Below are 21,757 nucleotides of genomic sequence, written 5' to 3'. Positions count from 1 at the left end.
TCTACGAACGTGTATTTCTTTTTAACTTCGCTTGTATTTCAAAGCGGGTGCAAAACTAAAACTTCTTTTTGTTTCTCGCAAGAAAAATTTAAAAAAAATTTTGAAACTTTTTTTCGTTTCCTTTTTCTCAATTTTCCTTCCAGTCTCTCAATGAACTTCCGTGTTTTGCGGGGTGCAAATGTAAAAAGCATTTTCAAATCTCACAAGCTTTTTCTAATCTTTTTTTTCGAAAATTTCTTTTCTTTAGATCAGCGGCTTGTCAGTATTTCAGGGAACGTCTTTCGTTGTTGCGGGTGCAAAAGTAGAACCTTTATTTACATTTACAAGCCTTTTTTTTATATTTTTTCCATCTTTTTTATAAAGCACTGGTTATGCGTTTTTTACAAGGCAAAGTTTTTTTCGTGGTTTTATCTTGATTGGGGATTTTGGCGGTTTGGCTTCGCTCTGCCTCATTCTGCCGCGAAGGCACTAAGACGCAAAGTCTGGTTTTTTCTGTGTTTTTTTTTAATCTCGCAGAGGCGCAAAGGCGCTAAGTTTCTATTTTTTTTTCGTTTTTTCTTCTGGAAACTTATGCCCTAGCCCCGATAGAAGTGGAAATCCTTTTATTTTGGGGTTCAAAATAAAAGATTGGAACGGATAGCGGGATTAAGCTCCTTATTATATTATATAAAAGGACTTCGACTTCGCTCAGCCGGACAATTACTATATATAGTATCTTGAATTTCCTGTATCTACTATACAGGACGTAGACGCACTGCTGTGCGTCTCTACGGAGAATTGGGACGTAATTATAATGTTATACATATATATGTATAAAAAATAAACCCGACAGGTTTTAGAAACCTGTCGGGTTGTGGGAATGAAATCTACTATTATATTATATAGTATACTTATATATGTATGTTATTTTTTGTTGAGTTCCTTGGCTTTGGTTTCCCAATGTTCCATAAGATTATTATAATTTACGGGATTGGCTGGGGTTTGATTTAATAAACGACCAGATTCGAAGCCGCGTACGAGGATTGTTTCTATTAAATAGTCTTCGTTTACATCGTAAGGCTTGTATTCGGTTTTTAAACTTATGTCGAATAAATTGGCTGTTGTATTTGAAACGAAGGCTTTGAAACCGCTTTTTAAGTTTTTGATTAACTCATAAGTTGTTTTTCCGGTTTGGCGATGTACCAATTTTACAAGAATCTGTCCTTGTTTTCTGGAAAGCTTTTTAAGTCTGTCTTCGAATTCATTATTAAGGTAGTCTTCTACAATCTTAAAATACTTCTTTTTTTCACGATTGGTTTTCAATCGCGCCATTCCGTTATTTAGTGCTGTTAATCTATCAGCAGCCAATCTTGCATAAGGATATACTTTATAGACTCTGTTTTGCAGAATCTGAAACTGCTTCATTTCTTCGGCACTCATTCTCTCTCCTTTTGAGATAATAATCTCAGGCAGCTGAATGGTATCATTCAGAATAGAATCTTGTTCGGTTAATATATTGCCCATTTCCTGATTTTCTTTTGGACTAACCTGGGCTTGACTTGTAAATGCAATCAATAGTAAAAACAAAATACTGGTAAATCTCATAGAGTCTTAATTTAAATGTAAAATTATATATTTATACACAACTCTAATACCAAATTTATAAATTAGCGCAAAAATATTTTTATGAGTACGAAATCTATCTTAACTGATACTTCTGTTGCTTTCCTGGAAAGCTATCTAAATAACGCTTCGCCGACTGGTTACGAGAGTGAAGGACAAAAATTGTGGATGAATTATTTGAAACCTTATGTTGATACTTTTATTACTGATACATATGGTACGGCTGTGGGAGTTATTAATCCGGATGCTCCTTTTAAGGTTGTAATTGAAGGACACGCTGATGAAATTTCATGGTATGTAAATTATATCACGGATGATGGTTTATTATATGTAATAAGAAATGGTGGGTCAGATCATCAAATTGCGCCTTCGAAAAGGGTTAATATTCATACTAAAAAAGGAATTGTAAAAGGTGTTTTTGGATGGCCGGCGATTCATACTCGTTTGCGTGATAAAGAAGAGATTCCGAAATTGAGTAATATTTTTATTGATTTGGGCTGCGAAACTAAAGAGCAGGTTGAAGCAATGGGCGTTCATGTAGGATGTGTGATTACTTATCCTGATGAATTTATGATTTTGAACGAAAACAAATTTGTCTGCCGCGCGATTGATAACAGAATGGGCGGATTCATGATTGCTGAAGTTGCTCGTTTATTACATGAAAATAAAAAGAAACTCCCTTTTGGATTATATATTGTAAACTCGGTTCAGGAAGAAATTGGTCTTCGTGGTGCCGAAATGATTGCGCATACGATTAAACCAAACGTTGCGATTGTGACCGATGTTTGCCATGATACTACTACTCCAATGATTGATAAAAAGGTTGAAGGTGATTTAAAAATGGGAAAAGGTCCTGTTATTGCTTATTCTCCAGCTATTCAAAATAAACTTCGCGATTTAATTGTAGATACTGCCGAAGAAAATAAAATTCCGTTTCAGCGTCATGCAACATCAAGAGCAACCGGAACAGATACTGATGCTTTTGCTTATAGTAATGGCGGTGTTGCATCGGCTTTGATTTCTCTTCCGTTGCGTTATATGCATACAACTGTTGAAATGGTTCACAAAGAAGATGTAGAAAATGTGATTCAGCTGATTTATGAATCGCTGTTGAAAATAGAAAACAATCAGAGTTTTTCTTATTTCCAATAATATTTTTAGAAACATAAATTCGGCTGTTTATTTTAATAGCCGAATTTATAAACAAACAAAGCATGAAAATTTTACTACTCGAAGATGATTTTACTTTATCTAAAGAAATCTCCGCATTCTTTACTACTAAAGAATTCGAGTGTATACCTTATTATGATGGTTCTTTATTATTAAAAAAATATTTTCCTTACGAATATGATTTAATCATTCTCGATATAAATGTTCCCGGCACAAACGGTATTGATGTCTGTAAAGGAATTAGAGAGGTTGATAAAAAGACTCCTATTATAATGCTGACGGCTTTTAGTGAAATTGAAGATAAACTGGCTTCTTTTGATAATGGTGCCGACGATTATTTGGTTAAGCCTTTTCATTTTGACGAATTGTACGCTAGAATTTTATCTTTATTAAGGAGAAAGGAAATTCCGCAGCAAACTGAAAAGAAAATTATTATTGAAGATTTAGAAATTCTGGAAGAGGAAATGAAAGTTTTTCGCTCTGGCGAAGAAATTAAACTTACTCCAAAAGAGTTTAAACTGATTTTAATTTTGGCTCATGCCAAAGGAAAAGTTTTGTCAAAACAATTTATTGCCGATAAACTTTGGGATTATCATATCGAAACGAATCAAAATACGATTGAAGTTTATATTAATTTCCTTCGGAAAAAAATCGATAAAGATCACGAGATAAAACTTATCCGAACCAAAATTGGCTACGGGTATTATTTAAGCAGCGAAGAATGACTTTAAAAAACAGAATATCACTTTTAGTAAGTTTACTGTTTACAATCCTTTTTGGGTTGGCTTCTACGGTGATTTTTGTTTTGTATTCTAATTTTAGAAAAGAAGAATTTCGGGATCGTTTAGAGATTAAAGCACTTTCGAACATTAAACTTTTAGTTAATGTAAAAGAAGTTGATGACCAGCTTTTGAAAATTATTGATCAAAACTCAATCAATAAGTTATATGACGAAAAGACTTTAGTTTTTGATTCTCATTTTAAACTTATTTACAGCAGTATTGATGATGCTAAAATAAACTGGTCTGTTGAGGATTTAAAATATCTTAAAAAGCATAAAACTTTCTTTAAACAGCAAGGTGATTATGAGGTTTATGGTGTTTTTTACGATACGAAGGATAAAGATTTTTATGCTTTAATTTCGGCTACAGATGATTACGGAAAGCGAAAACTGCTTTTTTTAAGATATACTCTCATTATATCTTATATTCTATTTACTTGTATTTGCTGGGTTTTAACTTCATTTATGGTTAAAAAGGCCATGAATCCTTTGAGTTTATTTCATCAGAAAATAAAAAATATCAACGAGAATAATCTTGACACTCGTATTGCTTCAAAAAGCAACAAGGATGAAATTGATTTGATTGCCAATGAATTTAATTTCATGATGGATCGAATTGAGGTTTCTTATCAAAAACAAAAAGAGTTTACGGCTCACGCCTCGCATGAACTTAGAACGCCGCTTTCGAGAATTACGGCTCAAATAGAAAATACAGTTGCTGATCCTGCAACATCTGCAAAAGGAAAAACTTTTTTAACTACTATTTTATCAGATGTAAATCATTTAACGGAATTGATTAGTTCCTTATTGATATTATCAAAAATTGATACCAATAAAAATAATGAGGACAATGAAGTTCATAGAATGGATGAAATTCTATTTTCTGCAATTGAAAATTTAAAGAAAAGCTTTCCTGAATTTATCATTCTATTTGAAATTGAAGAAAGTGACAATTTAGATACCGCATTAGAAGTTAAAGGAAATAAAAACCTCTTGGAGATTGCTTTAATTAATGTTTTAAAAAATGCCTGCATTTATTCAGATGATAAACAGGCTTTGGTAAAAATAAGCACTCGGGAAAATCATTTGGTTATTTCGGTTTTAAATATTGGAAAAACCTTAAGCGAAGCCGAACAAAAAAATCTTTTTCAGCCTTTTATGCGCGGAAAAAATTCTAAAGGAACATCTGGTTTTGGTCTTGGTTTGCGTATTGTAAACCGTATTTTAACGCTGCACAAATCTTCTATAAGTTACAGTATACCAAACGATAAGGAAAATTTATTCCAACTATTCTTTCATTAATATTTTATTTTAAGCTAATTTTAAGGTCCATTTTAAGCACTCTTAAAGTCTGGCGATAGCATATTTGTACAAAATAAAATAGATACAATGAGAAAACTATATGCATTATTGCTGCTTGTACTCCTAAATCAGGCAGTTATGGCTCAAAAAACAATCACACTTCAGGATTGTGAGAGCCAGTTTCTTAAAAATAATCTTTTTTTGCTGGCATCTCATTATAATATCGATGCTGCAAAAGCCATGACCATTCAGGCCCGAATATGGGACAATCCAACAATTACTGCAGAATTAAATGCCTACAATCCTGAAAGAGACAAATTCTTTGATATTGGGAAAGAAGGCCAAAAAGTTTTTGGAATTGAGCAGTTAATTTATTTAGGCGGAAAAAAGCGCAATGAAGTTAAGCTGGCACAAACTAACGAACAATTAGCAGAACTTCAGTTTAATGATTTACTTAGAACATTAAAGCTTCAGTTACGCCAGAGTTTTTATACGGTTTATTACAATACAAAAAGTCTTGAAATAACAGATAAGCAGCTTACTCATATTGAGGACTTAATCAACTCCTACTCTATTCAGGCCCAAAAAGGAAATATTCCTTTGCGGGATGTTGTGCGTTTACAATCTCTTTATCTGAATTTTAAAAATGAAAGAATGGAAGTTGTGAATAGCAGTATTGAAGAGCAGGCAAATTTAAAATTGTTATTGAATTCAAAAGAAACTATTATTCCAGATGTTTCTAAAGATGATTTTAATAAATACTTGAAAATTATTCCTTTTGATTTAAAATCTTTTGAAGATGATGCTATTGCAAATCGTCCTGATTATTTAGCCAAACAAAAAGAAATTGAAGCCAATGAACTGAATGTAAAATGGCAAAAATCACTTTCTATTCCTGATATTACTTTAGGTGCAAACTACGATCAGCGAAGCGGTGCTTTTAATAGAGAAGCAAATGTTTCTGTTGGAATTCCGCTGCCTCTTTGGAACAAAAACAAAGGAAATATTAAAAATGCTCAGGTCGTTCTGGAACAATCTAAAGTTGAGAAACAAAATTTTGGACTTCAACTGGAAACTGAAATTACATCGGCATGGAATAAATGGGATGAATCCCGTAAAAACTATGCGGTTATAAAACCTACTGTAAACTCCGATTTTGAAGCTGTTTATAATGGAATATTAACCAATTTTCAAAAGCGAAATATCAGCTTATTAGAATTTACAGATTTTATGGAAAGTTATAATCAGGCCAATATTCAGTTAAATGAATTGAAGAAAAAACTGGCTCTATCAGGTGAAGAATTGAATACTACCATTAACAAGGATTTATTTTAAAATTAAATAATAATGAAACATACACTAATTATAGGAATTGCAATTGTAAGCTTATCACTTACGAGCTGTAAAAAGGAAGTAGAAAATCCACAAACGAATACTTCTTTCGCCTTGAGCGATAGTATGCTAAAAACTACAAGCACTGCAACTGCAGAAAAACAAACTGTAAAAAATGAATTGAGTTTTTACGGAAAAATTACAGCCGACAATAATAAATTAATTGATGTTTACCCGCTTGTGGGCGGAAACGTGATTAAAGTAAATGTGGAACTTGGAGATTATGTAAAAAAAGGACAAGTTCTAGCAACGATAAAAAGTACTGATATTGCTGATTTTGAAAAGCAGTCTATCGATGCTAAAAGTGATTTACTGGTTGCAAAAAATAACCTGAAAGTTGCAACGGAATTATTTGACGGAAAATTAAATTCTGAAAGTGATGTATTACAGGCAAAAGCTGAAGTAAATAAAGCGCAGTCTCAATTGAGTAAAATTCAGGAAACCTATAAAATATATAATATTAAAGCGGGTTCTATTTATGAAGTAACGGCACCTATAAGCGGATTTATTATTCAAAAAAGTATCAATCAGGATATGCTTTTACGTTCTGACCGTTCTGAGAATATTTTTGACATTGCTGAAATCAGTGAAGTTTGGGCGATGGCTAATATTAATGAAATTGACATCAATAAAATTAAGTTAGGAATTGATGCAAGTGTAACAACCTTAAGTTATCCTGATAAAGTATTTAAAGGAAAAGTAGATAAAATTTTCAACGTAATTGATCCTGAAACCAAAGCGATGCAGGCACGTATTAAACTTCAAAATCCTGGTTTTTTATTAAAACCAGATATGAATGCCAATATCAAATTATCCTATAACGAAAATGAATCAATGATTGCGATTCCAAGCAACGCGATTGTTTTTGATAAAAGTAAAAATTTCGTCATGATTTTTAAAGATCGCCATAATATCGAAACAAGACAAGTTGAAGTTTACCGAGTTGTTGGCGACACAACTTACATTTCAAGCGGTTTAAAGGAAAATGAAAAAGTCATTACCAATAATCAATTATTTATTTATCGCGCTTTAAACGATTAAGACATGAACAAATTCATACGAAATATAATTGCTTTTTCACTTAAGAATAAAGCATTTACCTTTTTTTGGGTAGGAATATTGGCTGTTGCCGGATTCATTTCCTTCAAAAATATGCCCATTGACGCTTTTCCGGATGTAACGAATACTCAAATTATTATCATTACACAATGGAATGGTAAAAGTGCCGAAGAAGTTGAGCGTTTTGTGACTACTCCTATCGAGATCTCGATGAACTCGGTTCAGAAAAAAACAAGCGTTAGAAGTATTACGATGTTTGGTTTATCTGTTATCAAAATTATTTTTGATGATGGTGTCGATGATACTTTTGCGCGTTTTCAGGTAAATAATTTGCTTAAAAATGTGACACTTCCTGATGATGTTGAACCAGATGTACAGCCGCCTTACGGACCAACTGGTGAAATTTTCAGATACATTGTAAAAAGTAACAGCCGTGACAGCCGTGAATTATTGACTTACCAAAACTGGGTTATTGACAAACAATTGCGTGCCGTTCCCGGAGTTGCTGATTTGAATGTGTTTGGAGGGCAAACAAAAACTTATGAAGTTGGTGTTGATCCTGTGAAATTGGCTAAATACAATATTACACCGCTTCAGGTTTACAATGCTATTGATGCCGGAAACTTAAACGTGGGTGGTGATATTATTGAAAAAAACGGACAGGCATTTGTAGTTCGCGGTGTTGGACTTCTTAAGTCGATTCAGGATATTGAAAATATTATTGTAGACGACGCTGGAGGAAATCCAATTTTGGTGAAAAATGTAGCTTCTGTTTATGAAAGTTCAATGCCAAGAGTTGGACAAACCGGAATTGGTAAAAATGATGATGCCGTTGAAGGGATTGTTGTAATGCGTAAAGGAGAAAATGCGCAAGAAACTTTAGCCTTGATTAAGGATAAAATAAAGGACTTGAATGATAATGTTCTTCCGAAGGATATTAAAATTGAAACTTTTTATGATCGTGATAACTTAATGAATTTCACTACCGAAACGGTAATGCATAATCTATTTGAAGGTATTATTCTGGTTACGTGCGTTGTGTTTCTTTTCATGGCCGACTGGAGAACTACTTTTACGGTTTCTATTGTAATTCCTCTTTCTTTGTTATTTGCTTTTTTATGTCTAAAAATGATGGGAATGAGCGCCAACTTACTCAGTTTGGGTGCGGTCGATTTCGGGATTATTATTGATGGTGCGGTTGTAATGGTTGAAGGATTGTTTGTTGTACTCGATCATAGGGCGCATCAATTAGGAATGACAGCTTATAATAAAATTGCAAAAGGAAGCATAATTAAGAAAACGGGAACAGAAATGGGTAAAGCCATCTTTTTCTCTAAATTAATTATTATTACCGCTTTATTACCAATTTTCTCATTCCAGAAAGTAGAAGGAAAAATGTTCTCTCCTCTGGCCTATACATTAGGATTTGCTTTAATGGGAGCTTTACTTTTTACCTTGACTTTGGTTCCGGTTTTATCTCATATTTTATTGAATAAAAACGTAAAAGAAAAAAATAACCCGTTTGTAAACTTTTGGGACAGAAATGTTGCAAAAGGTTTTGCCTGGACCTTTAAGCATAAAGTAAAAACTTTAGTGATTTCATTAAGTGTGATTGCTGCGACTTTTTTCTCAGCAACATTTTTAGGAACAGAGTTTTTACCGCAGTTAAATGAAGGTGCGTTATGGGTAACGGCAGAATTACCGATGAGTACTTCATTGCCTGAAAGTGTGAAAACGGCAGCAATGATTAGAAAAGATCTGGAAAGTTTTCCCGAAGTAAAAAATGTGCTTTCGCAAACCGGACGAAGCAATGACGGAACAGACCCGAATGGTTTTGGATTTATTCAGCTTCAGGTTGATTTGAAACCAAAATCAGAGTGGACACGAAAAATTACGATGGATGGTTTAATTAATGAAATGGATGACAAACTAAAAGTTCATCAGGGAATTACGTATAATTATTCTCAGCCTGTAATTGATAACGTTGCGGAATCTGTTGCTGGTTTTAAAGCTTCAAATGCGGTTAAGATTTATGGTGATGATTTAGATAAATTAGATGAATTGTCGAATCAGGTTTTGGAAAAAATCAAAAATATTCCCGGTATCAAAGATGTCGGAATTCTTAGAAATGTTGGTCAACCGGAAATTAGTGTAATTCTGGATCGAGAAAAAATGGCTGCTTATGGCGTAACATTAAGCGATGCACAGGCGGTTTTAGAATTGGCTTTTGGAGGAAAAACAGCAACACAGAAATATGAAGATGAAAAGAAATTTGATGTCCGTGTTCGTTTTTCTAAAGAATACCGTAAAGATGAAGAAGATTTGGCAGAATTAAAAGTGCCAACCATCAGCGGGGCAAAAATTCCGTTGAAAGAAATCTGCGATATTAAAACGATAACTGGTCCGGCTTTTATTTACAGAGATAATACAAAACGTTTTATTGGAGTAAAATTCTCTGTTCGTGACCGAGATTTAGGAAGTACTATTGCCGAGGCACAATCTAAAGTGGCAGAAGTAAAAATGCCGCCGGGATATACAACAGGCTGGACTGGAGAATTTGAAAATCAGGTTCGTGCCAGTGCGCGTCTGGCTCAGGTTGTGCCAATAAGTTTAATTGGAATATTTGTGCTGTTGTTTATTTTGTTTGGAAATTTCAAAGATTCACTATTAGTTTTAGCTAATGTTCCGTTTGCTGTAATTGGAGGAATTATTGCCTTACACTTAACCGGAATGAATTTCGGAATTTCGGCGGGAGTTGGATTTATTGCTTTGCTGGGAATTTGTATTCAAAATGGCGTAATTCTGATATCGGAATTCCATCATAATCTCAAGGCAAAATTCTCCCTTGAAGAATCCATTTTTATGGGAGTAAAAGCAAGAACAAGAGCTGTAGTTATGACTGCACTTATGGCTTCCATAGGTTTAATGCCGGCAGCAATTTCAACGGGAATTGGTTCTGAATCTCAAAAACCTCTTGCAATTGTAATTATTGGAGGATTGGTAACAGCAACAATCCTGACGTTATTAGTATTCCCAATTTTATTCTGGATATTCAACAAGAAAAAACATGCTCCTATAGAATAGCTGCATTTACAATAAAATTAATTTTTGGTTAGATTAATTTGGTTTAGAAAGAAAAGAGGCTGTCTCAACTTTGAGACAGCCTCTTTGTTATTTTACATGTTTCCTTTGTTCTGTAGGAACATTTCATTGGTAGAAGATTATATTGTTATTAATGGTTTACGTTCCGTTGGAACGTTTGATTTTGGACATTGTCTTTAATAAACTGAGCTGTCAAACGTTCCAACGGAACGTAAATGTGGCTAACCGTTATTTTTTTCTATTTACGAAACATTCCTATGGAATGATAAATCGGATATCAAAAAGTGACCAATTAAGTCACTAAAAAAATAAAATAATTATAGTAAAAGAACTGACTCACTTTTGAGACAGCCTATTTTTGCTTATATAAATTATTCAACGAAACAATAGAGTACAAAAAAACGGCCATCTGCTCAAAGATGGCCGTTTGTATACTAACTCAAACTTTTTAAACTATTATTTTGCGTCTTTCAAAAGTGCAATAGCTTCTGTTGCATTTGATAATTGAGCAAATTTTAATGCTGTATATCCTTTTTCATTTTTATCTGATGGACGAGCACCAGCTGCTAATAAAACTTTAATGATTTCAACTTTGTTGTAACGAGCTGCAGTCATTAATGGAGACATATCGTCTGATTTTTCGTTTACATTAACACCATATTCAATAAATTTCTTTACTGTATCGATATCTCCTTTGCTTACAGCAACTACTAGGGGTGTTCCGTCATCGTATACAGCTGATACTGCAACTTGATTTTTAACTACTGATGTGTTATTTGAAGCTGTTGCTACATTTACAAATGTTACTAAAGCTAATCCTAAATAAATAACTGAATTTTTCATAATGATTGGGTTTGTTAAATTGATTGATAATTATTTGATTGATAATGAATTGATTTAAATTCTTGACAAATGTAATCTAATTTTAGTAACTTGTATTACCAAGTACTTTGTTTTAACTAATTCTTAACGTTTTATTAATGAATTCGAAATATTGTCTTTCTAAAATTGAAATTCTATATAAAAGACGCTGCAAATGTAGAAATGTTACACGAATTCAAATATTTTTTCATTTTGGATAGTAGTTTTTTTAAGAAAAATTAAAAGCAATACTCCACCTTTTTAACTATACAATATTATTATGCTCAAAAAAGGCAGAAATTTTTCATTAAAACAAAATTTTTAAGGAAGATTTTGTGGATTTCTCACTAAAATAAAAAACTTTCGCTATAAGTATATAAAATAGGAAAAATCCTAATATATAACGAAATAGTTTTTAGTCATGAATCAAAAAAAAGAGGAAATTATTTAAAATTTCCTCTTGTAAATGTTCTTCAAATCGTTTTCAAATAATGTATAGGGATCATTATGGAATTTAAGAAAATCTTTTTCGCTTATCTGCCCAGGAAATGGAACATAATAATGTGTTGGACTTTTGGCATCATTTCTCCAGACTAAAACATAACAGAGTTCTATTTTTTCTTTTTTCAGAGATTTCAACAGCGTTTCTGTCCACCATTTTTCATTAGGAATAGATTCTAAACCTGTTTCTGTAAAAGCGGCAAGTTTTTTCTTTTGAATAGCAATATCAGATATGATTTTGAGTTTTTTAATTCCAGCATCTAAATCATATTTTCCATCACGTCCAAAATCGCCGTAATCATCCATTCCAAATAAATCAACATAATCATCTCCGGGATAACGTTCTAGATATTCTGATTCAGAATTAAATCGATTATCTGGAGAAAAGGCGTAAATAAAATTATGGACTTTTAAAGTATCTCTTAAATACGAAACGGTAAACTGCCAGACTTCTATAAAATCTTCGCGGGAAGTATATTTTTTTCCCCACCAAAACCAATCACCGTCAAATTCATGAAAAGGCCTGAAAATCATTGGAACCAATTTTCCGTCTTTTGCTTTTACACAATGAGCAAAATCGGCAATCGTTTTTAAAACTTCCTTGTATTCTTCGTGATGCGAACCTCCTTTTTTGATTAAAGACATTGCTGCCACAGAAACAGAATCTTTCCAGTAAAATCCGTTTTTAGAAACCGGATTATTAAAATGCCAGGAAACAGTTGTGATTCCGCCGCGGTCGTAAGTATCAATAACATTCTTTTTTAAAACGGTCTTTGTTTTTTCAATTTCTTCTTTTGAATGTCCTGAAAAACCGCTGAAATCAATTCCAATAACCGCAGGATGTGAACCGGTAACTAATCTAACATCAGATTTATTCGGTTCATTACTCCATCCGTGGCCATATTCTAAAGCATGTTGATGACCAAACAGAATATGTTCTTTTGAAATAGCTTTTAAATTATGATATAGAATCTTGGTTTCTTTTGTGGCATTTTTATCAATCTGTGCAAAAAGAAAATGCCCTGTTATCATACATATTGATAACAAGGCATTTGTTTTATTTAAAATAAAGTTCATGGTTTAAATAGTTAGTTTAAACCCGAAAATTACTATTTAGAACCTAAGTATTGTAATACGTTTTTATCAATACGTTGGTCAATATTATCAATATCTGCTTTCACGAATTTTTCTCCTAATATATTCTCGTACAATTCGATATATCTTTCAGAAACAGATTCAATATAAGCATCTGTCATATCAGGAATCTGTTGTCCTTCCTGACCTTGAAAACCGTTTTCAATTAACCAGCGGCGAACAAATTCTTTAGATAATTGTTTTTGCTCCTCTCCTTTTTCTTGTCTTTCAGCATATCCTTCAGCATAAAAATAACGAGAAGAATCCGGAGTGTGAATTTCATCAATTAAAACAATTACTCCGTCTTTTGTTTTTCCAAATTCATATTTAGTATCAACTAAAATTAATCCGCGAGATGCTGCAATTTCAGTTCCTCTTTGAAATAAAGCACGAGTATATTTTTCTAAAACTAAATAATCTTCTTCTGAAACAATTCCTTTTGCTAAAATGTCTTCACGAGAAATATCTTCATCATGAGAACCATTATCTGCTTTTGTAGTTGGTGTAATAATTGGTTCCGGGAATTTATCATTTTCTTTTAAACCTTCTGCCATTGCTACACCGCAGATTTGTTTTCTTCCTGCTGCATATTCACGTGCCGCGTGCCCTGAAAGGTAACCGCGAATAACCATTTCTACTTTAAAAGGCTCGCATAAATGTCCAACAGCAACGTTTGGATCTGGAGTTGCAATTAACCAATTCGGAACAATATCCTGCGTTAATTCCATAAATTTTGTCGCAATCTGATTCAAAATTTGTCCTTTGTACGGAATGCCTTTTGGTAAAACCACATCAAATGCCGAAAGTCTGTCAGTTGCTACCATTACTAAAAGATCGTCATTGATGTTATAAACTTCTCTAACTTTTCCGCGGTAAACTGATTTCTGATTCGGGAAATTAAAATTTGTGGTTGTAATTGTATTGCTCATTATCTTGTTGTGTTGTTTTTTATGAATGCAAATTTAAAATTATTTCAGAGAGTTACATCATCAAAGAAAAAGATAAATAAGAAATATGATAATTTGTGTTTGGTTTGCCACGAATTACACAAATTTTCACGAATTATTTAGTGAAGTAATTGATCTGATTAACCAGATAAAAATTTATGATAATTTGTGTTTTGTTTGCCACGAATTGCACGAATTTTCACGAATTATTTGTTGAAGTAGTCGAGTTGATTTGCTAATTAAAAAATTCGTGGAAATTCGTGGAAATTCGTGCAATTGCTTCGCCTGTTCGCTATCGCTCGGGTCGTGGCAAAAAAAGTTCTAGACTAGTTCTTTGTCTAATATTTTTGAAGCGATATATTTTGCTACGCCATCTTCGGCATTTGTTTTAATAACTTCTAAATCAGGTAAAGTTTCTTTTAATAATGCGGGTGCATTGCCCATAATTAACCCTTTTCCAGACGCTGATAACATTTGAACATCATTAAAACCGTCTCCAAATGAAACTGCTTCGGCTAAAGTGAAACCTTCTTTTTCCAAAACTTGTTCAATTGCAACGGCTTTATCTATTGACTTGTCCATAAATTCCAAACAAGTTGGTAAACTGAATGCATGGTGCAAATGTTCTGAAGAATTGGCTAAAACGTCATCTTTTAGTTTTACTAATTTTTCGTGGTTATCGCATGAAAAGAATATTTTAATGGCGCCAAAATCTTCCAGCGTTTTATAATCCACTAATTCCGGACGATAATTTAATTCAGACTGATAAGCATTTAGTTTTTCGCTTATCCTGTTGGTCTGCCAAACATTTTCTTTGAATAAAACTACTGTGATTTCAGGATCTATTTCTACATTTAAAGCTGCTTTTACAACATCACTATTTAAGTTAAATGCAAAAAGCTCTTCTTTATTTGGTGAATGAATTCTTGCTCCGTTTGAACTCACTAAATAAACGGGAACTCCAAGCGTTTCAACAATAGCCATTGCATCAAGATGATGACGGCCTGTTGCAACAACTAAAAGATAACCCTGATTGTGAAGTTCCTGAAAAATTGATTTGGTATAATCTGAAATTTTGTGTTGAGTGTTGAGTAAAGTTCCATCTAAATCACTTACTACAACTTTTATATTTTTAAGTTTTGTCATAACAATATCAAATATTTATGATGTGCAAATTTACGGCTTTACGCTCAGCTGAGCAAAGATTACAAGCCTTGAAAGCCAAAAATGGGGCAAGTTTATTATTTATTTAACTATTCCGTTAAATACTGCATTTTAAACAATTAAACTTTAATTATTCCAGATTTGTATAAATTTATCGCTTTCTGAATAACGAATTCAATCTGTTCTAAAGGCAAATCTTCCTCAGAATTAAACTTCATGATTTTCATTCTCGATCGTTTTTCCTGAATTAAAAAAGATTCTTCAAAATGTTTTCCTTCCACAATTCCAATATACGGCTGTTTCAGTTTTTTGTGAATCCATAAATAGCAGAACATTTTTCCTTTATAACAGAAAAATGGCATTCCGTATTTTAAAACATGTGTAATGTTTTTGTCTTGTTTTAAGATAATATCTTTTAATGCCAGAAATGTTCCTTTTATGGGTTCTTCCTGGTTTAAGTAGAAATCATCTAGTTGTTTCATTTTCTAATCTTTTGAGTTTTAGCAAAAACAATTTTCAAAGTATTGGGACAATTCGAACTTGGCTTTAATTTATAAACTAAGGAATCATTATTTCTTTTGAAAATATTGCAAAAAATGTATTGTTATCAGGATTACAATTAGGGATTGTCAGTAGATCTATTTTGCTGTTTTTTTCTAACGGAAAACAAAATATAAAGGGAAACATTTTATAACAAGTATCACTACTTATGCTATTTAATTCAATTGAATCACCAACAATTTTCCAATTTCCTTTTGAAACAGAACCACCTTCACAACCATGACTTCTGTAATAAAATGTACTATCATTATTTATTTTAATACTTGATTTTCCCGGAATAATATATTCTGTATCATGCCAAGTTCCGAGGAATTTATTTGGCAGGTTTTCATGTTTTTTGCATGAAATAAAAACTGCAAATAATACTAACCCAAATATTCTATTTGTCATTTATAGTTCTTTAAAAATTCAAAAAAAATATTCGTTTTACTCATTTCTAAAAAAAATGAATAAAACGAATATTAATAAATGTTAAAACACATTTTACGATTTACATTTAACATTTCACTAAAAATAAAACTTAGTCGTGGTTTTCTATTTGCTTATAAGCGTCGATTACCTTTTTCACTAATCTGTGGCGTACGATATCTTTATCATCAAGATAAATAATTCCGATGCCGTCTATATCTTTAAGAACTAAAATAGCTTCTTTAAGACCCGAAATAGTTCTGCGTGGTAAATCGACCTGACCAGGATCTCCCGTAATCATAAACTTGGCGTTTTTTCCCATACGGGTCAAAAACATCTTCATTTGTGAGTGCGTTGTATTCTGCGCTTCATCCAAAATTACAAAGGCGTTATCAAGTGTTCGCCCGCGCATAAATGCCAAAGGCGCAATCTGAATAATTCCTTTTAAAATGTAATCTTCGAGTTTTTCGTTTGGTAACATATCTCTCAAAGCATCATAAAGAGGCTGCATGTAAGGATCTAGTTTTTCTTTCATATCGCCGGGTAAAAAACCAAGATTTTCACCTGCTTCTACCGCCGGACGCGTTAATATAATCCTTTTTACTTCTTTGTCTTTAAGTGCTTTAACAGCCATTGCAACACCCGTGTAAGTTTTTCCGGTTCCGGCAGGACCAATTGCAAATACCATATCATTTTTTCTGATGGTATCTACCAGTAACTGCTGGTTAGGTGTCATGGCTTTAATAATCTTACCGCCAACTCCGTGAACTAATATTTTGTCATGATCGTATGCTTTTTTTTCATCCTGACCATCACTCATTATTACACGTTCAATTACATTATCATCAATGTTGTTGTATCTGGTAAAATGAAGCATAAGCCTCTGAAATCTCTTTTCGAATTCATCTAAAACATCTTTTTCGCCAAAGGCTTTTAAAGTTGTCCCTCGCGCTACGATTTTAAGCTTTGGGTAGTACTTTTTAATTATTTCAAGATGAGAATCCTGCGCGCCCCAAAAGTCTTTTGGAGCGATGTCTATAAGCTCGATAATTCTTTCGTTCAAATGAGATAAATTTAAATTAAAAATAAATTTGTTTTGAAAATCTATTGTTGTCGGGTATGTTCATATCTTTAAGTGCAATTTGTTTTTTCTACTTTCAATTTGCATTTAGTATTATTAGATTTGCATTTCTCAAATTTAATGAAAATTAGATTTAAATACTATCAATAGTTATAAACAAAATGATGTCAATAATTACCCTCACTACTGATTACGGCTTAAAAGATCACTTTGTGGGTTCGCTGAAGGGTAAAATCATTTCTGAACTTCCAGAGGCAAAAATTATTGATATTTCGCATGACATTGATCCATTTAACACTGCCGAAGCAAGTTACATTGTTGGAGCCTCCTATTTGAGTTTTCCAAAAGGTACCGTGCATTTAATTGGAGTCGATATTGAACGCAATAAAGAGAACCAGCATATCGCTATGCAATGGAACGATCATTTCTTTATTTGTGCCGATAACGGAATTTTAAGCATGCTTACGCAGAAGATTGTACCGCAAAAAATTGTAGAAATCAATATTCATGATCGTTTTCCCATTGAATTCAGTGATTTGGATATTTTTATTCAGGTTGCCTGCCATATTGCAAAAGGCGGTTTACTGAATGTTATTGGCAAAGAAATTCCAGCAGTTAAAGAAGTAACCGAATTACAGCCTGTAGTTGCTGCAGATGGAAATTCATTAAAAGGCTACGTTATTTATATTGATCATTTTGGAAACGTAGTAACTAATATTTCAAAACAGCAATTTTTAGAAGTCGCAAAAGGTCGTCCGTATGAAATTGTGATGAAGCCAAAAAGTATTAAAACGATTCTGCCAAATTATTCGGCTATTGCGACTTCAGACAAATATCCAATTAAAACTTATGAAGGTGAGAAGCTGGCCATTTTTAATGAAGCCGGTTTTCTTGAAATTGCTATTTTTAGAAGTAATCCATCAAAAGTGGGTTCTGCAAATAGTTTGTTGGGACTGAATTATCGTGATGTGATTACGATTAAGTTTTCTTAAAAAAATTTAGATTTTAGAGTTCAGATTTTAGATTAAATAGCCCGCAGATTTTGCTGATTGAGCAGATTTACACTGATATTTATTCACTTTTTTTGTCATTCCGACGAAGGATTTTATTCCATTGAATTATAAACATAGCCCGCGGTTTCAATCGCGGAGACGCATTCTGAAAAAAATATTATACGTATCGTGATATGCATGGTGTTCCCACGGTTGAAACCGTGGGCTATATTTGAAATACTACAAGACATTAGAATCCGAAAAAATATGTCTTTAGAATATTTTATTTTTTCTTAAAAAGAACAATCAATTTTGGTATTTTTGCGCACCTGTAAACGATTTTCAATCTAAAATCTAAAATCAGAAATCTAAAATTATAATATGTTCGTAAGAATAGTAAAAATGAGTTTTCATGAAGAAAAAATTCCTGATTTTCTGGAGAATTTTGAATCTGTGAAAGATAAAATACGAAATGCAGACGGAAATCGTTTTTTAGAATTGTATCAGGATAAAAATAACAAATGTATTTTCTTTACCTATAGTTATTGGGAAACCGAACAAGATTTAGAAAATTACAGACAATCTGAATTATTTAATACAGTTTGGGATTTTACAAAAAAACTATTCAATGCAAAACCAGAAGCTTGGAGTGTGGATAAATTAGTTAGTTTGAATTAACTTTCATTTAAAAAACCATCTTTATATTCTACAAATTAAAATTAATATGCCCTTAACAAGATGTTCAAATCAAAAACGATCGCTAGAAGAATTTTATTCTGAATGGGCTTCAGAAAATGATAGCATTTCATCAAGAATTGGAAAATCAATGTTAAATGTTATCAATTTAATTAATCAAACATTTACAGATACTAAAGTTTATGGATTGACATCACATGCAAGTCTTTTATTATTTTCAGAAGATGATTGGATGTCTGATTGGTATATTGTAATAGTTCCAAGCGGACTTGAAGAATATCATTTGGAATACAAAATGACAAAAGAAAATCAACCATGGGAAGATGCATATGTAAAAGGAGGAACAAAATCTCTTGAAAAATTCAAAAATCTTATCATTATTGCCATGTTTGAGAGTAAAGGATGGCATGAAAGTAAAGAACTTAAGGCTTTACATGAGCAAGTTAAAATCAATCAACAATAATCTAAATAAAATTGTCATTTAAGTTATAAGTTTGCAAAATAAACCTGAAACTTAAAACCTGAAACAAAATACTATGAAGTCTATAATTTTACGAGAAATAAAATCCTTTTTTGGTTCTCCTATTGGCTATTTGGTCATTGCGATTTTCTTAATCAGCAACGGGCTGTTTTTATGGGTATTTAAATCAGACCACAATATATTAGATACCGGTTATGCCGATTTAACTCCGTTTTTCACTTTAACACCTTGGGTTTTAATTTTCCTGATTCCGGCTGTAACCATGAGAAGTTTCTCTGACGAAAGAAAACAAGGAACACTTGAATTGCTTTTAACCAAACCATTATCAATTTGGGAAATTGTAAATGGAAAATTTTTAGGTTCATTCTTGCTGATTATTTTAGCTATTATTCCAACTTTTATTTATGTAAAAGTCATTTCAAGTTTAGGTCTGCCAGAAGGAAATATTGATATGGGAAGCACAATTGGTTCTTATTTTGGATTATTATTTTTAATTGCTTCTTATTCAGCAATTGGCATCTTCACTTCTACTCTATCAGAAAATCAAATTGTTGCGTTTATTATTGCCGTGTTTTTATGCTTTTTATTTTATTTTGGATTTGAAGGTGTAGCTTCATTAGTTCCGGGACAATCAAACATTATTTCGGCATTTGGAATGCAGGATCATTTTAAAAGTATGAGCCGGGGCGTTATTGATACCCGCGATGTAATTTACTTTTTAAGCATCAGCGTTTTGTTTTTATCTTTTACCGTTTATCAATTAAAATCTTTTAAAGCGTAATGAAATCATCTAATAAATTAAATTTAAAGACATTAGGCATTACAATTTTTATTTTAATTGTTTTAAATGTTCTCGGAAGCTTATTCTTTCATCGTTTTGATTTAACGAAAGACAAACGATATACTTTATCTGAGACTTCTTTAAAAATCGTAAGACAGGTTAAAAATCCGTTGTCAATTAAGATTTATATGCAGGGCGAACTTCCTGCAGATTTTAGACGTTTACAACTGGAAACTAAACAATTACTGGAAGAATTTCAGGCTTACAACAGCAATATTGTTTTTGAATTCGTTAACCCAATGGAAGACGGAGAAGACAATATGGAAGTTGTAAAATCACTTTATCAAAAAGGACTTACGCCAATAAACATAACGGTTGACGATAAAGGAAAACAATCTCAGGAAATGGTTTTTCCTTGGGCTGTTGCGGTTTACAATAATAAAGAAGTCAATATTCCTTTGTTGAAAAACATTATGGGGGCTTCGACTACGCAAAAAGTAATTGGCTCTATTCAGCATTTAGAATATTCAATTGCCGATGCTATCAATAAAATCACCAAAGACAGACAAAAGAAAGTTGCCATTATAAAAGGAAATGGTGAATTATCTGAAATTCATATTGGTAAATTATTGAGACAAATTAAAGAAAGTTATTATATCGGCCCTTTTACTTTAGATTCTGTTGCCAAAGATCCAAACGGGACTTTAGATGCTTTAGAAAAATATGATCTAGCGATAATCTCAAAACCAACTGAAAAATTTTCAGACGAAGAAAAACAAGTTCTGGATCAGTTTATCATGAACGGCGGTAAAACTTTATGGTTAGTTGATCAGGTTGCGGCAGATATGGACAGTTTATACAATCAGGCGGGCGCAACTTTAGCGTATCCAAGAGATTTGAATTTAAACGATATGTTCTTTAAATACGGTTTTAGAATCAACCCTGATTTGGTTAAAGACGAAAACGGAAGTCCAATAAAACTAGCAACCGGAGAACAAGGAAGTGCTACTCAATATCAGGATTTTATCTGGAAGTTTGCGCCATTGGTTCAGCCAGCAAGCCAACACCCGATTGTAAAGAATTTAGGTGGAATTAAATTTGATTTTGCCAGCCCGATTGATACTTTGAAAAACGGAATTAAAAAGACCGTTTTATTACAATCGTCACAATATTCTAAAACAATTGGAACACCATCAGAAATTAATCTGAATATTGTAACAGAGAAAACTACACCGGCAGATTATGCTAATAAAGGAAATATAAATCTTTCTGTTTTACTGGAAGGAAGTTTCCATTCGGCATTTGAAAACCGTGTTTTACCTTTTAAAGAAAGTTCATTTCAGGCTAAAGGAAAACCAACCAAAATGATCGTAGTTGCCGATGGAGATATCGCGAGAAATCAATTGGATAAAAACATGATGCCCGTTGAACTGGGCTACGACCAAAGAACCGGAAACCTTTATGACAATAAAGATTTTATGATGAATTGTATCAATTATCTTCTTGATGATACAGGACTTATTAACATTAGAAGCAAAGATGTTGAACTGCCATTATTGGATAAAGAAAAAGTTTACGAAAATTATACGACAACACAATTCATAACTATCGGGCTTCCAATCCTTATTTTATTGGTTTTCGGATTGGTATTTACCTTTCTCCGAAAAAAGAAATACAGCCGATAGATGTTAATAAAAAAATTGCGAAACTAAGAATGTTTACGATATATTTGTAATCCGTAT

Annotated in this window: 19 protein-coding genes; 11 read left to right on the top strand and 8 right to left on the bottom strand. The window is 32.5% G+C overall.

What is annotated here, in order from left to right; genetic code table 11:
* Positions 1 to 903: 903 nt before the first annotated feature.
* Positions 904 to 1,584: a DUF4294 domain-containing protein gene (locus tag ACODSB_RS16600; RefSeq protein ID WP_488937864.1), complete on the bottom strand. Its 681-nt coding sequence runs from the start codon at positions 1,582 to 1,584 to the stop codon at positions 904 to 906.
* A gap of 81 nt (positions 1,585 to 1,665) precedes the next feature.
* On the opposite strand from ACODSB_RS16600, the gene ACODSB_RS16595 reads away from it, so the two are divergent.
* From ACODSB_RS16595 to ACODSB_RS16570, 6 genes are all read left to right on the top strand, one after another.
* On the top strand, positions 1,666 to 2,754 hold the full coding sequence (locus tag ACODSB_RS16595; RefSeq protein ID WP_488937863.1) for a M42 family metallopeptidase: 1,089 nt from the start codon (positions 1,666 to 1,668) through the stop codon (positions 2,752 to 2,754).
* Positions 2,755 to 2,816: 62 nt separating this feature from the next.
* Positions 2,817 to 3,497, top strand: coding sequence for a response regulator transcription factor (locus ACODSB_RS16590; protein ID WP_053472641.1), 681 nt, complete (start codon positions 2,817 to 2,819; stop codon positions 3,495 to 3,497).
* Positions 3,494 to 4,855 (top strand): sensor histidine kinase, encoded by a 1,362-nt coding sequence (locus ACODSB_RS16585; RefSeq protein ID WP_488937862.1) that lies wholly within the window; start codon positions 3,494 to 3,496, stop codon positions 4,853 to 4,855. The genes ACODSB_RS16590 and ACODSB_RS16585 overlap by 4 nt, the downstream gene beginning before the upstream one ends.
* 87 nt (positions 4,856 to 4,942) lie before the next feature.
* Complete coding sequence (locus ACODSB_RS16580) at positions 4,943 to 6,190, top strand: TolC family protein (protein WP_488937861.1); 1,248 nt, start codon at positions 4,943 to 4,945, stop codon at positions 6,188 to 6,190.
* A 12-nt stretch (positions 6,191 to 6,202) separates the two neighbouring features.
* Positions 6,203 to 7,288 (top strand): efflux RND transporter periplasmic adaptor subunit, encoded by a 1,086-nt coding sequence (locus tag ACODSB_RS16575; protein ID WP_073487946.1) that lies wholly within the window; start codon positions 6,203 to 6,205, stop codon positions 7,286 to 7,288.
* Positions 7,289 to 7,291: 3 nt separating this feature from the next.
* Positions 7,292 to 10,390: an efflux RND transporter permease subunit gene (locus ACODSB_RS16570; protein WP_488937860.1), complete on the top strand. Its 3,099-nt coding sequence runs from the start codon at positions 7,292 to 7,294 to the stop codon at positions 10,388 to 10,390.
* A gap of 474 nt (positions 10,391 to 10,864) precedes the next feature.
* Here ACODSB_RS16570 and ACODSB_RS16565 read toward each other — a convergent pair whose 3' ends face one another.
* From ACODSB_RS16565 to ACODSB_RS16535, 7 genes are all read right to left on the bottom strand, one after another.
* A complete protein-coding gene (locus ACODSB_RS16565; protein ID WP_053472646.1) occupies positions 10,865 to 11,251 on the bottom strand; it encodes an ankyrin repeat domain-containing protein in 387 nt (128 codons plus the stop codon).
* A gap of 465 nt (positions 11,252 to 11,716) precedes the next feature.
* Positions 11,717 to 12,847: a glycoside hydrolase family 26 protein gene (locus ACODSB_RS16560; protein ID WP_488937859.1), complete on the bottom strand. Its 1,131-nt coding sequence runs from the start codon at positions 12,845 to 12,847 to the stop codon at positions 11,717 to 11,719.
* A 32-nt stretch (positions 12,848 to 12,879) separates the two neighbouring features.
* On the bottom strand, positions 12,880 to 13,833 hold the full coding sequence (locus tag ACODSB_RS16555; RefSeq protein ID WP_488937858.1) for a phosphoribosylaminoimidazolesuccinocarboxamide synthase: 954 nt from the start codon (positions 13,831 to 13,833) through the stop codon (positions 12,880 to 12,882).
* Positions 13,834 to 14,172: 339 nt separating this feature from the next.
* On the bottom strand, positions 14,173 to 14,997 hold the full coding sequence (locus ACODSB_RS16550) for a Cof-type HAD-IIB family hydrolase (protein WP_488937857.1): 825 nt from the start codon (positions 14,995 to 14,997) through the stop codon (positions 14,173 to 14,175).
* A 137-nt stretch (positions 14,998 to 15,134) separates the two neighbouring features.
* On the bottom strand, positions 15,135 to 15,497 hold the full coding sequence (locus ACODSB_RS16545; protein WP_488937856.1) for a DUF1801 domain-containing protein: 363 nt from the start codon (positions 15,495 to 15,497) through the stop codon (positions 15,135 to 15,137).
* A gap of 76 nt (positions 15,498 to 15,573) precedes the next feature.
* On the bottom strand, positions 15,574 to 15,966 hold the full coding sequence (locus ACODSB_RS16540; RefSeq protein ID WP_488937855.1) for a hypothetical protein: 393 nt from the start codon (positions 15,964 to 15,966) through the stop codon (positions 15,574 to 15,576).
* A gap of 130 nt (positions 15,967 to 16,096) precedes the next feature.
* Positions 16,097 to 17,047 carry a PhoH family protein gene (locus tag ACODSB_RS16535; protein ID WP_053472652.1) on the bottom strand — a complete coding sequence of 317 codons (951 nt, stop codon included), beginning with the start codon at positions 17,045 to 17,047 and terminating at the stop codon, positions 16,097 to 16,099.
* 182 nt (positions 17,048 to 17,229) lie between these two features.
* On the opposite strand from ACODSB_RS16535, the gene ACODSB_RS16530 reads away from it, so the two are divergent.
* The 5 genes from ACODSB_RS16530 (at position 17,230) to gldG (ending at position 21,700) form a co-directional block, all read left to right on the top strand.
* Positions 17,230 to 18,057, top strand: coding sequence for an SAM hydrolase/SAM-dependent halogenase family protein (locus tag ACODSB_RS16530; protein ID WP_256637483.1), 828 nt, complete (start codon positions 17,230 to 17,232; stop codon positions 18,055 to 18,057).
* Between the two features lie 381 nt (positions 18,058 to 18,438).
* A complete protein-coding gene (locus ACODSB_RS16525; protein ID WP_488937854.1) occupies positions 18,439 to 18,735 on the top strand; it encodes a putative quinol monooxygenase in 297 nt (98 codons plus the stop codon).
* Between the two features lie 46 nt (positions 18,736 to 18,781).
* Complete coding sequence (locus ACODSB_RS16520; protein ID WP_488937853.1) at positions 18,782 to 19,216, top strand: hypothetical protein; 435 nt, start codon at positions 18,782 to 18,784, stop codon at positions 19,214 to 19,216.
* A gap of 73 nt (positions 19,217 to 19,289) precedes the next feature.
* Complete coding sequence (gldF, locus tag ACODSB_RS16515) at positions 19,290 to 20,015, top strand: gliding motility-associated ABC transporter permease subunit GldF (protein WP_488937852.1); 726 nt, start codon at positions 19,290 to 19,292, stop codon at positions 20,013 to 20,015.
* Entirely contained in the window at positions 20,015 to 21,700 is a 1,686-nt protein-coding gene (gene gldG, locus ACODSB_RS16510; RefSeq protein ID WP_488937851.1) for a gliding motility-associated ABC transporter substrate-binding protein GldG, read from the top strand. Before gldF ends, gldG begins: the two co-directional genes overlap by 1 nt.
* The last annotated feature ends 57 nt before the right edge of the window (positions 21,701 to 21,757 follow it).

Source organism: Flavobacterium sp. FG68 (assembly GCF_057808895.1).
The sequence above is the reverse complement of the archived record's forward strand: the minus strand, read 5'-3'. Positions and strand labels throughout refer to the sequence as shown.

Bases quoted from the DNA above. Each gene is read 5' to 3' on its own strand.
- ACODSB_RS16600 (WP_488937864.1), bottom strand. From the start codon at position 1,584: ATGAGATTTACCAGTATTTTGTTTTTACTATTGATTGCATTTACAAGT.
- ACODSB_RS16595 (WP_488937863.1), top strand. From the start codon at position 1,666: ATGAGTACGAAATCTATCTTAACTGATACTTCTGTTGCTTTCCTGGAA.
- ACODSB_RS16590 (WP_053472641.1), top strand. From the start codon at position 2,817: ATGAAAATTTTACTACTCGAAGATGATTTTACTTTATCTAAAGAAATC.
- ACODSB_RS16585 (WP_488937862.1), top strand. From the start codon at position 3,494: ATGACTTTAAAAAACAGAATATCACTTTTAGTAAGTTTACTGTTTACA.
- ACODSB_RS16580 (WP_488937861.1), top strand. From the start codon at position 4,943: ATGAGAAAACTATATGCATTATTGCTGCTTGTACTCCTAAATCAGGCA.
- ACODSB_RS16575 (WP_073487946.1), top strand. From the start codon at position 6,203: ATGAAACATACACTAATTATAGGAATTGCAATTGTAAGCTTATCACTT.
- ACODSB_RS16570 (WP_488937860.1), top strand. From the start codon at position 7,292: ATGAACAAATTCATACGAAATATAATTGCTTTTTCACTTAAGAATAAA.
- ACODSB_RS16565 (WP_053472646.1), bottom strand. From the start codon at position 11,251: ATGAAAAATTCAGTTATTTATTTAGGATTAGCTTTAGTAACATTTGTA.
- ACODSB_RS16560 (WP_488937859.1), bottom strand. From the start codon at position 12,847: ATGAACTTTATTTTAAATAAAACAAATGCCTTGTTATCAATATGTATG.
- ACODSB_RS16555 (WP_488937858.1), bottom strand. From the start codon at position 13,833: ATGAGCAATACAATTACAACCACAAATTTTAATTTCCCGAATCAGAAA.
- ACODSB_RS16550 (WP_488937857.1), bottom strand. From the start codon at position 14,997: ATGACAAAACTTAAAAATATAAAAGTTGTAGTAAGTGATTTAGATGGA.
- ACODSB_RS16545 (WP_488937856.1), bottom strand. From the start codon at position 15,497: ATGAAACAACTAGATGATTTCTACTTAAACCAGGAAGAACCCATAAAA.
- ACODSB_RS16540 (WP_488937855.1), bottom strand. From the start codon at position 15,966: ATGACAAATAGAATATTTGGGTTAGTATTATTTGCAGTTTTTATTTCA.
- ACODSB_RS16530 (WP_256637483.1), top strand. From the start codon at position 17,230: ATGTCAATAATTACCCTCACTACTGATTACGGCTTAAAAGATCACTTT.
- ACODSB_RS16525 (WP_488937854.1), top strand. From the start codon at position 18,439: ATGTTCGTAAGAATAGTAAAAATGAGTTTTCATGAAGAAAAAATTCCT.
- ACODSB_RS16520 (WP_488937853.1), top strand. From the start codon at position 18,782: ATGCCCTTAACAAGATGTTCAAATCAAAAACGATCGCTAGAAGAATTT.
- gldF (WP_488937852.1), top strand. From the start codon at position 19,290: ATGAAGTCTATAATTTTACGAGAAATAAAATCCTTTTTTGGTTCTCCT.
- gldG (WP_488937851.1), top strand. From the start codon at position 20,015: ATGAAATCATCTAATAAATTAAATTTAAAGACATTAGGCATTACAATT.